Source organism: Streptomyces sp. NP-1717 (assembly GCF_022695985.1).
In the GTDB taxonomy this organism is placed as follows: Bacteria; Actinomycetota; Actinomycetes; order Streptomycetales; family Streptomycetaceae; genus Streptomyces.
The window spans coordinates 1-14,456 of sequence record NZ_JAAPBF010000184.1; the positions used below are offsets into that span (position 1 = coordinate 1).

A 14,456-nucleotide genomic window follows, 5' to 3' on the forward strand; every position below is an offset into this window, starting at 1 on the left:
GCTCCCGCAGCTCGCTCTCGGCGAGCCTGGCGACGGCGGTCACCAGCGCCAGCGTCGACGGATGGAAGCTCCTCGCCGGCCCGCTCACGTCCACGACGCCGAGCACCCGGCCGTCGCGCGGATCGCGCACCGGCGCCGCCGCGCACGTCCACCGCGTCAGGGTGTGCACGAAGTGCTCGGCCGAGTGGACCTGCACCGGGACCCCGGCGACCAGCGCCGTACCGATGGCGTTGGTCCCCGTGGCCTGCTCGGTCCAGGTCACGCCCTCCTCCAGACTGATCCCGTCGGCCCGCCGCATCACCTTGGCGTTGCCCTCGCGCCACAGGACCCGGCCCTGCGCGTCGGAGACCACCAGGATCTGGAGCGACGCGTCGACGAAGCCGCCGAGCCCGTCGCAGACGCCGCGTATCACCTCACCGAGTGCCGATGTACGACGCCGGTGTTCGAGTTCCTCCGGCGTCATCACCACCGGACCGGTCTTCCCCTGGGGGCTGACGCCGAGCCGCCGCATCCGCCGCCACGACGCCTCGATGACGGGGCGGGGCGCCAGCGGCGGCCGGTCACCGGCCAGCGACGCCTCCCGGATCTCCTGGAGCAGCCGTGTCGCGCGCCCGCCCTCCATCGCGGCGAGGCGGGACAGGCTGAGCGGTGTGTCCTTCATCGGGCCCCCCGCCGCGTACGGCGATCGATCGGTTCCGCACGATGCGGAGCTGATCGCTCCGCTCGCTCCATCGTGCCGTCCCGGCCCGTACGCGCGCGGCGGATCGGAGATTCTGCAACCACTTGCAACCCTGGCGAACAGCCGCTCCCGTGCGTGAAGGTGACAACAAGTCGTGGGTGGTGCCGTGTCGGCGCAGCACCACCCTCGGCCCTGACGTGAGAACACGGCACCAGCCCCGGTCGGGCGGCGGCTCAGCCGGCCGCCCGCGCCCGTGTCACCACCGACTCCAGGTCCAGACTGTGCGGCAGCGTGCCGAAGGCCGTACCCCAGTCCCCGCCGAGCCGTGACGCGCAGAACGCGTCCGCGACCGCGGGCGGCGCCCACCGCACCAGCAGCGACCCCTGGAGCACCAGCGCCATCCGCTCCACCAGCCGTCGCGCGCGGGCCTCGATCCCGTTCAGATCGGCCAGTTCGGTCAGCAGGTCCTTGATCGCCCCGTCCAGCCGGTGGTCCGCGCCGCGCGCCGCGCCCACTTCCTGGAGGAACGCGTTCAGCGCCTCGGGCTCACGCTGGAGCGCGCGCAGCACATCGAGCGCCTGTACGTTCCCCGAGCCCTCCCAGATCGAGTTCAGCGGCGACTCGCGCAACAGCCGCGGCATCCCGGACTCCTCGACGTAACCGTTGCCGCCCAGACACTCCAGCGCCTCGGCCGCGACCGGCGTACACCGCTTCGTCACCCAGTACTTGGCCGTCGGCACCGCGAGCCGCAGCAACGCCCGCTCCGACTCCGAGCCCGTGCTCTGCACGGCGTCCTGCGCCGCCGCCAGCCGCAGCGCCAGTGTCGTCGCCGCCTCCGACTCCAGCGCCAGATCGGCCAGTACGTTGCGCATCAGCGGCTTGTCGATCAACTCACCGCCGAACGCGCTGCGGTACGCCGCGTGATGGACCGCCTGCGCGACCGACTGCCGCATCAGCGCCGCCGATCCGAGCACACAGTCCACCCGCGTCGCCGCCACCATCTCGATGATGGTGCGCACCCCGCGCCCCTCCTCACCGACACGGCGGGCCCACGTGCCGTCGAACTCCACCTCGCTCGACGCGTTCGACCGGTTGCCCAGCTTGTCCTTCAGCCGCTGGATCAGGAACACGTTGCGCGTGCCGTCCGGCAGCACCCGGGGAACGAGGAAGCACGTCAGCCCGGCCGGTGCCTGCGCCAGCACCAGGAACCCGTCGCACATCGGCGCGGAGCAGAACCACTTGTGCCCGGTGAGCAGATACTCGCCGTCGGCGTCCAGCGGCCTCGCGGCCGTCGTGTTCGCCCGTACGTCGCTGCCGCCCTGCTTCTCGGTCATGCCCATCCCGAACAGCGCCCCGGCCTTGTCGGCGGCGGGCCGCAGACCGGGCTCGTACCGGTGCGAGGTGAGCCGGGGCTCCCACTCGGCGGCCAGGGCCGGCTCCGTCCGCAGCGCCGGGACCGCCGCGTGCGTCATGGACAGCGGACAGCCGTTCCCGGCCTCCGCCTGTGTCCACACGTAGAACCCGGCGGCCCGGCGCAGATGCCCGTCCGGCCTGCCCCAGGCGTCCGTCAGCCCCGCCGACACCGCCCGGTCCAGGAGTTGGTGCCAGGCCGGATGGAACTCCACCTCGTCGATCCGGTTGCCGTACCGGTCGTGGGTACGCAGCTTCGGCGGGTTCTCGTTCGCCCGCGCCCCCCACTCCTGGGCCCGTGCCGAACCGGCCTCCAGACCGAGCGCGGACAGCTCCGACCGTGCCTCGTCGAGGACTTCGGGGGAGGCGTGCCGCTCCAGCCCTTCGGCGAGGACCCGGTCGCCGGTGAAGACGTCGTACCCCACCAGGGGCGGAACCTGGTTGGTCACTGTGTGAGTGCTGGCAGTCATGCCGCTACGGTAAGGAGGTGCAGGCAGCAAACGAAACACCCGAGCGGCCATCGGGCCGACTCCGCCGGGTCCGTGCCCTCTACCGCAACGTCTCCAAGCGGAGGATGACCTGGCTGCTGCTGAAGGACACGGTCAACTCGTGCATCGAGTACCGGATTCTCGGTCTCGCCGCGGAGGCCGCGTTCTTCACGCTGCTCTCCCTGCCGCCGTTGATGATGGGTCTCCTCGGCCTGCTCGGGTACATAGACGACTGGACCAACACGACCACCGTCGCCTCGATCGAGGAGAACATCCTCACCGCGGTCGGCACGGTCCTCTCGGACCGCGGCGTCGACCAGATCGCGAGACCGCTGCTGGCGGACGTCACGCACGGCGGACGGCCCGACCTCATCTCCATCGGTTTCGCCATCGCGCTCTGGTCGGGCTCCCGGGCGGTGAACGTCTTCATCGACACGATCACCGTGATGTACGGACTCGACGGCCGCCGCGGCATCGTCGCCACCCGGCTGCTGGCCTTCCTCCTCTACATCGTGGCGCTGCTCATCGGCGCCGTGGTGCTGCCCCTCGCGGTGGTGGGGCCCGACCGGGTCGTCGACATCATCCCGTGGGGCACGGAGCTCGCCAGCGTCCTGTACTGGCCGGTGGTGATCCTGCTCTCCGTCGTCTTCCTGACCACGCTCTACCACGTGTCCGTGCCCGCGAGGTCGCCCTGGATAGAGGACGTGCCGGGCGCGCTCGTCGCCCTCGCCATGTGGGTCTTCGGCAGCTTCCTGCTGCGGATCTACCTCACGAGCACGGTCGAGGGCCCCACCATCTACGGATCGCTCGCCGCCCCCATCGCGGTCCTGCTGTGGATCGGGATCTCGGCCTTCGCGGTCCTGGTCGGCGCGGCGGTCAACGCCGCCATCGACCGGGTGTGGCCGTCCGTCGCCACGGCGGCCGCCCGCGCGGCCAACGAGCGCCTGCGCGCGGCGCAGGCGGCGGAGCTGGTGGCGCGGACAGAGGCGCTGTCGGGGGAGCCGGACGACGGCGACTACGGCCCGGACCCGGACATGCCCTCCGAATTCCCCGAGCGGTGGTCCCGCTTCCTGCCGCCGGACGACCTGAAGTCCCGGTTCCACTCCAGCCGCGACAAGGAGCAGCGGCCGTGATCCGCCGCCCCGGCGCCCCGGGGCGGCGCCGGTAACCTGGAGGTGTGTACAGGGAGCGGGCTTCGCGGGCCGAGGGCGTCGTCGTATGGACACGGACAGCGCCCGAGCGCAACGACGGACCCGTCTATCCCGTACTGCCGGACGGCTGCATGGATCTGCTCTGGACCGGCGGCCGGCTGAGCGTCGCCGGACCCGACACGCACGCCTTCGCCCCTGATCTGTCGAACGGCGCCGGCGGCTTCGCCGATGTCGTCGGGGTGCGCTTCGCGCCCGGCGTCGCGCCCGCGCTCCTGGGCGTACCGGCGCACGAGCTGCGCGATCAGCGCGTCGCACTCGCCGACCTGTGGCCGGGCCCCGAGGCCCGCGAGATCGCCGAACGCGTCGCCGCCGCCACCGACCCGGCCGCCGTCCTGGAGACGGTGGCCCTGCGGCGTGCGGCCGTCGCCGGACCGCCCGACCCGCTTCTGCGCGCCGTCGTCGAAGGGCTCGACGCGGGCCGCACGGTCGCCTCCGTCGCCGACACCGCCGGCCTCGGCACCCGTGCGCTGCACCGCCGTTCCCTGGACGCCTTCGGCTACGGCCCCAAGACCCTGGCCCGTGTGCTGCGGCTCCAGCGCGCGCTCGCGCTGGTACGGGCGTCGGTGCCGTACGCGCAGGCCGCCGTCGCCGCGGGCTGCGCCGACCAGGCGCACCTCGCCAGGGAGACGCGCGATCTGGTCGGACTGACGCTGGGCGCCTACGAGGCGTTGGCGAAGAACGAGACGCCGCAGCCGTCCGGGTCGAGCACGACCGCGTAGCGCTGGCCCCACTCCGCGTTCCACGGCTTGAGGTGACCGCGGTACCCGGCGCCGGTCAGCTCGGCGTAGACCGCGTCGACGTCGGCGGGGCTGTCGCAGAGGAAGTTGAGGCCCAGCCGGTCGCCGGTCGACGGCGGGGTCCAGCCGGGATCGAAGGAGCGCACGACGTCCTCCGTGTCCCACGCGAGCCGCATGCCGCCCGGGAGAGCGGCCTCCACGTGGGGGGCGGTGTCCGCGTCGGTGGGGATGTCCAGGCCGAGCCTGCGGTAGAAGGCGAGCGAGGCGGCCATGTCGGAGGTGACGATGCCGATCAGGTCGAGTCGTGGAGTCATGCGCCCACGGTAGGCGCGGACCGCCGCGGCGGTCTTGAACGAATCGGACAGGACGGCGCCGCCCGCTCCATCGGCCCCCGTTCGCGGAGCGGCCGGATCGCATAGCCTCGAACGGTGCGGTGGTGGGGTGGGACGAGCGACACGGCCCGGGACGGCGGTACGGGCGGGGAGAGCGGTACGGGCGGTCGGACGGTGGCCGGCCCCGCCGTGCGCGACACCGCCCTGTGGCTCGCCCTGGCCGGGGTCGCGCTCGTCTGGTTCGTGGGCCACCCCCGGTCCTCCGTCGCGCTGGAACTGGTGCTGCCGCTGGCCGTTCTCGCCGTCGCGATCCCGGCCCGCCGCCGGTGGCCGGTGGCCGCCGCGTTCGCCGTCAACGCGCTGTGCGCGATCGGCCTCGCGCACCCCGTCACTCCGGCCAACGCGTACATCGTGGCGCTGGCCGTCTCGGCCTATCTCCTGGGCACCGGAGCGACCACCACCCGCTCCGCGCTGCGGGCCTTCGGCGGCTGTCTGGCGCTCGACCTGGCGCTCTGCGCCGCGCTGGGCGGGGGAGCGGTGTGGTGGTACTACACGCTGACGGCCTTTCCCCTGGCGCTGCTGGTGCCCTGGCTCTTCGGCCGCTACTGGCAGGCACAGCTCGCCTTCGTACGCGGCGGCTGGCAGCGGGCACAGCTCCTGGAGCGCCAGCAGCGGCTCGTCGCCGAACAGGCCCGGCTGCGGGAACGGACCCGGATCGCAGCCGACATGCACGACTCGCTCGGCCACGAGCTGAGCCTCATCGCGCTACGGGCCGGCGCCCTGGAACTCTCCCCCACGCTGACCGGCCGGGACCGGGCGGATCTCGGTGAGCTGCGGGCCGCCGTGTCGGACGCGGTCGGTCATCTGCGGGACACCGTGGGGGTGTTGCGCGACGCGGAGGGAGACCGGGCCGCCACGCCGGCGGACGAGTCCGTCGAGGAACTGGTCGACCGGGCGCGGGGCTCCGGCGTCACGGTGGACCTGCGGCGCGAGGGCACCCCGGCGCCGCCGGGCCTCTCACCGCTCGTCGACCGCGCCGTCCACCGGGTGGTGCGCGAGGCGCTGACCAACGCGGCGAAGCACGCGCCCGGAGGCGCGGTACGGGTGCGGATCGCGCACGAGGGCGGTCGGACGGACGTACGGGTGACCAACTCGGGCGGGGACGCGGGAAAGTCGCACCCACCGTCGGGCCCGGTGCCGGGAGGACACGGTCTGACCGGGCTGCGGGAGCGGGTGGAGGTGGTCGGAGGGACGCTGCGGGCCGCGCCGCGGGGGACCGGGTTCGAGGTCGCCGCGACGATGCCTGACCGGGTGGGCCAGGACCGGCCGCTGCGGGAGGCCGTGGCCGACTCGGACACCGGCTCCGACACCGAGTCCCGCGAGTGGGAGCCGGAGTCGGAGTCGGTACGACAGCTCACCACCGCCCGGCGAAGGGCGAGGCTGCGCTTCGCCGCCGCGTTCGTGGTGCCCGGCGGATTCGGGCTCATCACCCTGGGGTCCGCCGCCTACGCCGCGTTCCAGCTCGCGACCTGCGTGCTGCGGCCCGCCGACTACGCACAGCTCCACGTGGGGGCGGACCGCGCCGAGTTCGCGAACGTCCTCCCGGCACGGCAGTTCCCCTACGTCTCCGACTCCGTCAAGGCCCGTCCCCGCCCCGCCGGGACCACCTGCGCGTACTACAGGTCCAGCGGCAGCCTGCTCGACCAGGTGGATGTCTACCGCCTCTGCTACAGCGGGTCCCGGCTGGTCTCCAAGGACGTCGTGCCGGGATCGGGCAGGGGGTGACGGCGTCGGACTACGCGTCGCGCCGCCGCAGCACCTCGCGTCCGACCAGATGGCCGGCGGCCGCCCACCCCGCCACGATCAGGAATCCCACCACCCGCGGATACGGCGCGTCGTCGCCCAGCATGGCGTGCGTGCCCGCGCCGTGCGGCAGATGGTCGCCGACGGCTCGCAGCGTCTCGCCGCCCAGTCCCACCAGCACCGTCGGCACGCCGTAGAGCAGCAGGAAGAGCACCGTCAGCCTTCTCCGGCGGTGCGGCCCGACACGATCAGCTCCGTGTCACCGGCCGGGGCCACCTCAGCGCCCTCCCGGACCAGTCGGTCCATCAGCGCGCGCCGGTCGTCCGCGCCCGGGACACCGACCCGCACGGAGGCCCGCGAGCCGTCGGTCAGGAAGTCCGCCGTCGTGGTCTCGGCGAGGAGCTTTCCCCTCCCGATGACGACGAGTTGATCGGCCGTCAGCTGCATCTCGCTCATGAGATGGCTGGAGAGGAAGACGGTGCGCCCCTCGGCGGCCAGCGAGCGCATCAGCTCGCGCACCCAGCGCACCCCGTCCGGGTCGAGGCCGTTGACGGGCTCGTCGAAGACGAGGACGCGCGGGTCGCCGAGCAGAGCTCCCGCGATGCCGAGCCGCTGGTACATGCCGAGCGAGAACGACCCGGCGCGCCTGCGGGCCACCGACGCGAGCCCCACCAGCTCCAGGACCTCGTCCACGCGGCTCACCCGGATACCGTTGCTGCGGGCCTGCGCCGTCAGATGCCCGCGTGCGGAGCGCGCCGGGTGCAGGGCCTTCGCGTCCAGCAGCGCGCCGACCTCGCGCACGGGATGGCGTAGCGCCGCGTACGGCCTGCCGTCGATGAGAGCCGTCCCGGCGGTCGGGTGGTCGAGTCCGAGGATCATGCGCATGGTGGTCGACTTGCCGGCGCCGTTCGGGCCGAGGAAACCGGTCACCCGGCCCTCCGCGATGTCCAGCGTCAGACCGTCCACGGCGACGGTGCCGCCGTAGCGTTTGGTCAGCCCTCTCAGGGTGATCACGTCTGTGCCCGTCCTTCCGGTGCCGTCCGTACGTGTCCTCGGGACGGTACGAATCACCGGTCGCGCACACATCCGGCCTTCGTCGCCGATCACACCCCGACTTTCGTCGGGGACCCTTCCGGGGTCCTGCTCGGTACACTCCGCCCGTGGTCGGAGTGCTGGTGGCGGACGACGAGGCGCTGGTACGCGCCGGGGTGCGCGCGATCCTCGCGCGGGATCCGGGGATCGAGGTCGTCGCGGAGGCGGCGAACGGCCGGGAGGCCGTCGACGCCGTACGCGAACACCGCCCGGACGTCGCCCTGCTGGACATCCGGATGCCGGTGCTCGACGGGATCCGCGCCGCGGAACGGATCCATCGCGAGCTGCCCGGTACGGCGGTGGTCATGCTGACCACCTTCGGCGAGGACGACTTCATCGCCCGCGCGCTGAGCGGCGGTGCCGACGGGTTCCTGCTCAAGGCGGACGACCCCAGGGAGCTGCTGGCGGGCGTGCACGCGGTGGCCGGGGGCGGCGCGTACCTCTCACCGAGGGTCGCGGCCCGGGTCGTCGCGGGGCTGCGGGCCGGCGGGTCGGGCGCGGCGGCGGTGAGACCGCTGGCCGAGCGGCTGACCGGGCGGGAGCACGAGGTCCTGGCGCTGGTCGGCGCGGGGCTGTCCAACGCCGAGATCGGCGGACGCCTGTATCTGGTCGAGGGCACGGTGAAGGCCCATGTCAGCGCGATTCTGGCCAAGTTGGGCGTAAGGAACCGGGTGGAGGCGGCGATCGCCGCGTACGAGGCGGGTCTGGTCGGCCGGGACCGCGACGGCCGGTCCTGAGCGGAGGCGGGCGCTGTACGGGTCGCCCGGTCGTACGCCCGGCCGGGCGTACGACGGCGGGCCGCGCCTGGGGCGCGGCCCGCCGGGGACAGCTCGTCCCTGCGTCGTTCAGGGCTTCAGGGGATCGTCATCTCCCAGGGGCCCGGACGCCTCGGACATTCAGATGATCGAGACGCCGTAGACGCTCAGGGCCTCGGTCACCGGCTGGTAGAACGTGGTGCCGCCGGAGGAGCAGTTGCCGCTGCCGCCGGAGGTCAGACCGAGCGCCGTGCTGCCGGAGAAGAGCGCGCCGCCGCTGTCGCCGGGCTCGGCGCAGACGTTGGTCTGGATCATGCCGGTGACGATGCCGTCGGCGCCGTAGTTCACGGTCGCGTTGAGGCCCGTGACCGTGCCGCTGTGCAGACCGGTCGTGCTGCCGCTGCGGGAGACACCCTGGCCGACGGACGGGTCGGCCGCGCCGTCGATCTCCTGGTAGCTGCCGTTGTACAGGTAGACCCTGCCGTCGGCCGCACCCGGGTCGGAGTGCTGGATGATCCCGTAGTCGTTGCCCGGGAAGCTGGTACCGGCGGTCGTGCCGATGGACCAGCTGCTGCCGATGTTGGTGCAGTGACCGGCGGTCAGCGCGTAGTTGGCGCTGCCGTTGGTGACGTTGAAGCCGAGGGAGCAGCGGGCGCCACCGGTGGTGATGGCCTCGCCGCCGGCGATCAGCTTGGTGAACTTACCGGGGGTGCGCTTGATCGTGACACCGGCGTCGGTGCCGGCGACGGCCGACTTGACCTCGGCCAGCTCGGCCGCCGAGACGGTGGAGTCGGCGGTCACGACGATCTTGCCGGTGGCCTTGTCGGTGTACCAGGCGGTGCCGGCCACGTCCGCGCCGCGAACGGCGGAGCTGGCGTCGGCGAGCTGAGCCGCCGTCACCTTGGCGTCGGGGGCCGGGGCGGCCACCGCTGACGGGACGGCGAGCGCGACGGCTGCCAGGAGACCGGTCGACACGGCAAGGGCACGAGCGCGTCTGGACACGCCGTTGAGGGGGGAGAAGCGCTTGATGGTCACGAAATCCTCCATCGGTGGGGGGAATGCACGGCCCCGTGGGGTGTGGGCCGTTGTTCGTGCGCCGGTCCGTGGCCGGTCTCTGCCGGTCGTGGACCTGTCGAGCCGCACGAATGGAATCGTTGACGGGCCGCGCCTCGTACACAAGGCCGACTTCCGGACCCCGGCCACCCACGCCTCGGGACATCGCGGAAAATCTCTCTGACGGGGCGTCAGTTTTTTTGCATGCGCATGGCCTGCGGTTTGCTGCAAATTGACCCGGCGGACCGGACCAGGCTCGCGATACGGGCGGAAACTCCCGGCGAAGCAGCGGGTTTGAGCCCGTATGCCGGAGGCTGCGACGGGTCACTTCACGAACACGCAGGGTTTGCGGGGTGGTTGGGCGTCCGATATCTGTGGTGTGTACGAGCGCGGGCGGGCCCCGTCCGCCGGGGTGTGCGCAACGGATCCGCTGTGGCCGGTGCGGCCTTATGTGTCGTACGTGCGAATTGCGTCGGCCCGCTCAGTGGCTGAAAATCTTCGTCCGGGCCGGAGTTGGGGGTATTGGGCCTGTCCGGAATCGGCCACGGCGGCGCCTTGTTTGGGCGGCCCCCTCGGCGCGCTGTCCGTGACGCGCCGTCAGGAGCGTGCCCCGGGCCCCGATGCCCGCCCGCTCGGCGAGCCGGTCGCATGGACGGGCCCCGCCGGGAAACCCGGAGATTATGACGGAAGACGAGAGAAGACCCGAGGAGGCAGGGCCCCGGGGCCGTGACGAGTCGCCGGAGGAGCGGGCAGACCGGCGCTGGGCGGAGCTGCTGCAGGAGGTGCGTGTCGCGCAGACCGGGGTGCAGATCCTCTTCGGATTCCTGCTCACCGTGGTCTTCCAGCCGCGCTTCGGCGATCTGTCCGACACCGACACCAGCATCTACCTCGCGACGGTGGTGCTCGGCGCCGTCACCACCGGCGCGCTCATAGCGCCCGTCTCCTTCCACCGGATGGTCACGGGGCGGCGGTTGAAGCCCCAGATGGTCGAGTGGGCGTCCCGGCTCACCGTCGTCGGACTGGTCTTCCTGCTGTGCACCATGGCGTCGGCCCTGCTGCTGATCCTGCGCGTGGCGCTGCACAACGCCGTCGCGCTGTGGATCGTGGCGGGTCTGGTGGTGTGGTTCGTGCTCTGCTGGTTCGTCCTGCCTGCCTGGGCCCGCCGCGACAGCGCGCGGCACGGCGCCGAGTGACGCCGCGCCGGGCGACCGGTCCCGGACGGCAGGGCCGGGCGGTCAGGCCGGGCGGTCCTGGAGCACGGACAGCGTGTTGCCCGCCGGGTCGGTGAACCACGCGATGTACGGGCCGCCGAGCCGGAAGATCCCCTTCTCGTCCGTCTCCATGCCGGGATAGCGCTCGAAGCGCACCCCTCTGCGGACCAGTTCGTCCACGGCCGTCTCGATGTCGTCCACGGGGAAGTTGAGGATCGTGTACGTGGCGGGGACATGGTCCGGCTTCGGATAGACGAGCACCTCCGCCCCGCCCGCGAGGCGCAGCCGCAGCATCCCGTTCGCCTCGGTGACGTCCAGGCCGAGCGTCTCGCCGTAGAAGAGGCGGGCCCTCGGGACGTCGTCCACGGCGAAACCGCTGAACGCCCTGCTTCTGCCGAGCATGACTGCTTCCTCTCGTCCGGCCGTCTCCCGGCCCTCGATCGCTCTCCGGCCCTCGTTCCCGACCGTACAAGGAGGTCCGGGACCCGGCAGCCCGACCGGTCTGCGGCGGGTCCCTCCGGGCGGGCCGCCGTACCGGATGCGTAATACTCGGAGCATGACTCCGCGCATTACCGGTACCGGTCGCCCGGCGGGCCCCGCCGCGGCCGGCGTGTCCCTCCGGCGGGCCACGGCGCGCGACGCCAGGCGGCTGACCGGGCTCATCCGGTCGTCCAGCGCCTACGAGGGCCCGTACGCGCCCATGATCGCCGGCTACCGCGTGGGGCCCGACTACATCGAGACCCACCGGGTCTTCCTCGCCGCGGCCCCGGACGGCCGGATCCTCGGCTTCTACGCCCTGCTGCTCGCCCCGCCCGAACTGGACCTGATGTTCGTCGCCGACGCCGCGCAGGGCCTCGGCCTCGGACGACGGCTGATCAGCCATATGAAGGAGGAGGCGCGCGCGGCCGGCGTCCGCTCCGTGCGCGTGGTGTCGCATCCGCCCGCCGAGGGTTTCTACCTCGGCGTCGGCGCGGAGCGCGTCGGTACGGTGGCGGCGAACCCGCCCGCGGTGATGTGGGACCGGCCCGAGCTGGTCATCCGGATCGCTCCCGCGGCGACCCCCCGGCCCGGCCCTGAGCCGCATCACTCCCGTCACCCCTAGAACTACCTTTCGCGCGGCCCCCCCCGTGGCCGCACCGCACCCGGCGCCGCGCGCCTCCCGCCCCCGCTCAGCCCATCAGCGGCTTCAGCAGCATCGGGAGCGCGTGGTGCAACTCCCGCTCCCAGTACGCGGGTGAGTGCGTGCCCGGGTAGAAGTGCGTCGTCACCCGCGCCCCGGCCTTCCGCAGCCGGTCCGCCACCGCCCGCGACTCCCGCTCCATCAGCGTCTCGGTCGGCGAGATCACGTCGTCGTCGAAGGGATCCGCGGGATCCTCCAGCCCCGGGATCTCCTCGTCCGGCTCGACGTCCGGCGGATCCAGCACGCCCGCCGTCCCGTCACCGGCGGACAGCCGCACGGGCATGCCCCGCAGCCGTTCGGCCAGGTAGTACGGGTCGTGAGCGACCCAGTTGGCGCGCTGCTCGACCGGATCGCCCCAGATCGCCTTCCAGTCGAGTCCCAGATGGTCCATGCCCGCCCTGACGGCGTGCGGGTGCTGGAGCGGATGCACGTAGCCGCTGAAGCTCGCCGCCGCGCGGAACATCCCCGGCCGCCGTGCCGAGTACGAGAGGGCGCCGAACCCGCCCTGCGACTCGCCCGCCACCGTGCGCCGCGTACCGGCGCCGTACTCCCGCTCCAGCAGCGGCCGTACCTCGTCCAGATGGAAACGCTCGACACCGGGCGGCCCTCCGGCGCCACCGTTCCACCAATTCGTGTAGAAGCCGAAGAGCGGCATCTCGGGCATCACCACCAGTACGTTCCGCAGCTCGGGCAGATCCTGCACGCCGTAGTCGCGGGTCCAGCTCAGATGGTCGCCGTCACCCCCCGGCAGCAGGTAGAGCACCGGCCAGCGGTCACCGGGGCGGCGCTCGCCCCAGCCGTCCGGCGTCGCCAGCCGCACCGCCGCCCGGCGGCCCAACGCCGGTGAATCGACGGTCAGATCGACCAGGCCGGAAGCGCCCGCCCGCTCACTCACGACCCGCTCACCCACGACCCTCGCCACGGGCACCCGGTCGGCCGGCGACGCCGGCCCCGCGGGAGGCAGCAGGGCCGCCAGCGCGGCGAGAACGACCACCGCCCGCGCGCGTCGAATCCTGACTCTCATACGAGTCCTCCTTGTCCGGCCGGAGACGTTCCTCCGGTGCCGCCGACGCTACGGAGCGGTCCGGACCCGGACATCCGCCGCCGGGAGTCGGCCGCTGCTCCCGCCGGCGTACGCCAACCGCGCGCCCTCCGCCACACGCCCACCAGGCGCTCACGGCGTACGACCACGGCGCTCACGGCGTGCGACACCGCGCGCCCACGGCGTGAGTTGTCCCCTTGTGGGGGTCTTCGCCGGAACGCTTCGCACATGGACCGTCGCTGTGTGTACTGTGCGGTTCTGCCTTCCGGGTCCACTCGGCCCGTCAGATTCCCCCGATCCTCCCGAGGTCCGTCCGATGATCGAGCAAACGGTTCTGGCCGCAGGCGGCCTGGCCGCCGGGACCCTGCTGGCGCTCGCCTTCGGAGGCGGGCTGCTCCGCACCCGCCGCGACCGGTCCCGACTCCGCGAGGAGGTCGCCGGCCTGCGGGACCAGCTGGACGACGCCCGCTCCAGAGCCGACCGCGTGTCCGCCGAACTCACCGCGGAGATCGCACACCTCACCAACAGTCGCGTCCCCGCGGTCGCCATCCGCGCCGCACACCCTCATGTCCAGGTGCCCGGCCCGCTCAGCCCCGGCTTCGCCCGCACCGGACCGGGCGCCGGTCTGGACGGGGTGCTCCACGCCTTGTCGAGCGCCATGACGCAGGAGCGCAAGCGGGTCGACGCCGCGGCGCGTGCCGGTATGCGCGGCACCACCCGCGAGATCCAGGCCGGGCTCTACCGGCTCCAGGACGTCCTGCGGGGGCTCCAACAGCAGTACGACGAGCCCGAGTTGGCGCAGACCCTGTTCGAACTCGACCACGAGAACGAGCAGTCGCTGCGGCGCGCACAGGTCGCCGCCGTGGTGTGCGGTGCCTGGGTGGGCCTGGCCCGCCAGGAGTCGCACCTGGTGGACGCGGTGACCGGCGGCCAGTCGCGGATCGTCGGCTACCACCGGGTCCGCGTCAACAACCATCTGGAGCCCGGCACCGCGCTCGTCTCCCACGCCGTCGAACCGGTCGCGATCATCGTCGCCGAACTCCTCGACAACGCCCTGCGGCACTCCTCGCGGGACACCGACGTCACGGTGAGTCTCGAACGCGCCCACCACGGGGTCGCCGTCACCATCGACGACGCCGGCGTCGGCATGTCCGCCGACGAACGCGCCTACGCGCAGCGGATGGTGGCGAGCCGCGAGCCGATCCTGCTGTCCGACCTCGGCGACCCGCCCCGGATGGGGCTCGCCGCGATCGGCCAGCTCACCCGGCAGTTCGACCTCTCCGTCGACCTGTCGACACCCTCGCCGTACGGGGGAGTGCGCGCGGTGCTGCTCGTCAACACCCATCTGCTCAGCCATGTCGACCCCGTCGTCAGACCCCCGGCCGCCGCCGCGCCGCGCTCCACCCGCCCCGCGGGGACGGAACAGCCGGTCACGGCCGAGACCAGCGGCAAACTGCCCATCA

The 14,456-nt window shown here is 72.8% G+C and carries 14 protein-coding genes and 1 pseudogene; 7 read left to right on the forward strand and 8 right to left on the reverse strand.

The window, feature by feature from the left end; genetic code table 11:
• Both GXP76_RS27210 and GXP76_RS27215 read right to left on the reverse strand, forming a co-directional pair.
• The coding region (locus tag GXP76_RS27210) for a GAF domain-containing protein (protein ID WP_242574258.1) at window positions 1–661 on the reverse strand (661 nt) is incomplete at its 3' end.
• Between the two features lie 251 nt (window positions 662–912).
• Window positions 913–2,559, reverse strand: coding sequence for an acyl-CoA dehydrogenase family protein (locus GXP76_RS27215; protein WP_242574259.1), 1,647 nt, complete (start codon window positions 2,557–2,559; stop codon window positions 913–915).
• Between the two features lie 17 nt (window positions 2,560–2,576).
• On the opposite strand from GXP76_RS27215, the gene GXP76_RS27220 reads away from it, so the two are divergent.
• Together GXP76_RS27220 and GXP76_RS27225 are read left to right on the forward strand one after the other, a co-directional pair.
• Window positions 2,577–3,710 carry a YihY/virulence factor BrkB family protein gene (locus GXP76_RS27220; protein WP_242574260.1) on the forward strand — a complete coding sequence of 378 codons (1,134 nt, stop codon included), beginning with the start codon at window positions 2,577–2,579 and terminating at the stop codon, window positions 3,708–3,710.
• 44 nt (window positions 3,711–3,754) lie between these two features.
• A complete protein-coding gene (locus GXP76_RS27225) occupies window positions 3,755–4,507 on the forward strand; it encodes a DUF6597 domain-containing transcriptional factor (protein ID WP_242574261.1) in 753 nt (250 codons plus the stop codon).
• On the opposite strand, the gene GXP76_RS27230 is transcribed toward GXP76_RS27225, so the two are convergent.
• Window positions 4,447–4,839, reverse strand: coding sequence for a VOC family protein (locus GXP76_RS27230; RefSeq protein WP_242574262.1), 393 nt, complete (start codon window positions 4,837–4,839; stop codon window positions 4,447–4,449). The genes GXP76_RS27225 and GXP76_RS27230 overlap by 61 nt on opposite strands.
• Window positions 4,840–4,953: 114 nt before the next feature.
• Between GXP76_RS27230 and GXP76_RS27235 the strand changes: the two genes are divergently transcribed.
• On the forward strand, window positions 4,954–6,642 hold the full coding sequence (locus GXP76_RS27235) for a sensor histidine kinase (RefSeq protein WP_242574263.1): 1,689 nt from the start codon (window positions 4,954–4,956) through the stop codon (window positions 6,640–6,642).
• Window positions 6,643–6,652: 10 nt separating this feature from the next.
• Here the strand turns inward: GXP76_RS27235 and GXP76_RS27240 are convergent, their stop codons facing one another.
• Together GXP76_RS27240 and GXP76_RS27245 are read right to left on the reverse strand one after the other, a co-directional pair.
• A complete protein-coding gene (locus GXP76_RS27240) occupies window positions 6,653–6,874 on the reverse strand; it encodes a hypothetical protein (protein WP_242574264.1) in 222 nt (73 codons plus the stop codon).
• Window positions 6,875–6,891: 17 nt separating this feature from the next.
• A pseudogene (locus tag GXP76_RS27245) lies at window positions 6,892–7,674 on the reverse strand (ABC transporter ATP-binding protein); the annotation flags it as partial.
• 155 nt (window positions 7,675–7,829) lie between these two features.
• Here GXP76_RS27245 and GXP76_RS27250 point away from each other — a divergent pair.
• Window positions 7,830–8,489, forward strand: a complete 660-nt coding sequence (locus tag GXP76_RS27250; RefSeq protein ID WP_308354213.1) for a response regulator transcription factor — start codon at window positions 7,830–7,832, stop codon at window positions 8,487–8,489.
• 159 nt (window positions 8,490–8,648) lie between these two features.
• Here GXP76_RS27250 and GXP76_RS27255 read toward each other — a convergent pair whose 3' ends face one another.
• On the reverse strand, window positions 8,649–9,542 hold the full coding sequence (locus GXP76_RS27255; protein WP_242574266.1) for a S1 family peptidase: 894 nt from the start codon (window positions 9,540–9,542) through the stop codon (window positions 8,649–8,651).
• Between the two features lie 698 nt (window positions 9,543–10,240).
• Here GXP76_RS27255 and GXP76_RS27260 point away from each other — a divergent pair.
• Window positions 10,241–10,753, forward strand: a complete 513-nt coding sequence (locus GXP76_RS27260) for a DUF6328 family protein (RefSeq protein ID WP_242574267.1) — start codon at window positions 10,241–10,243, stop codon at window positions 10,751–10,753.
• Window positions 10,754–10,795: 42 nt separating this feature from the next.
• On the opposite strand, the gene GXP76_RS27265 is transcribed toward GXP76_RS27260, so the two are convergent.
• Window positions 10,796–11,173, reverse strand: coding sequence for a VOC family protein (locus GXP76_RS27265; protein WP_242574268.1), 378 nt, complete (start codon window positions 11,171–11,173; stop codon window positions 10,796–10,798).
• Window positions 11,174–11,327: 154 nt separating this feature from the next.
• On the opposite strand from GXP76_RS27265, the gene GXP76_RS27270 reads away from it, so the two are divergent.
• Window positions 11,328–11,873: a GNAT family N-acetyltransferase gene (locus tag GXP76_RS27270; protein ID WP_242574269.1), complete on the forward strand. Its 546-nt coding sequence runs from the start codon at window positions 11,328–11,330 to the stop codon at window positions 11,871–11,873.
• Window positions 11,874–11,940: 67 nt separating this feature from the next.
• On the opposite strand, the gene GXP76_RS27275 is transcribed toward GXP76_RS27270, so the two are convergent.
• On the reverse strand, window positions 11,941–12,975 hold the full coding sequence (locus tag GXP76_RS27275; RefSeq protein ID WP_242574270.1) for an alpha/beta hydrolase family protein: 1,035 nt from the start codon (window positions 12,973–12,975) through the stop codon (window positions 11,941–11,943).
• A gap of 334 nt (window positions 12,976–13,309) precedes the next feature.
• On the opposite strand from GXP76_RS27275, the gene GXP76_RS27280 reads away from it, so the two are divergent.
• The coding region (locus GXP76_RS27280; protein ID WP_242574271.1) for an ATP-binding protein at window positions 13,310–14,456 on the forward strand (1,147 nt) is incomplete at its 3' end.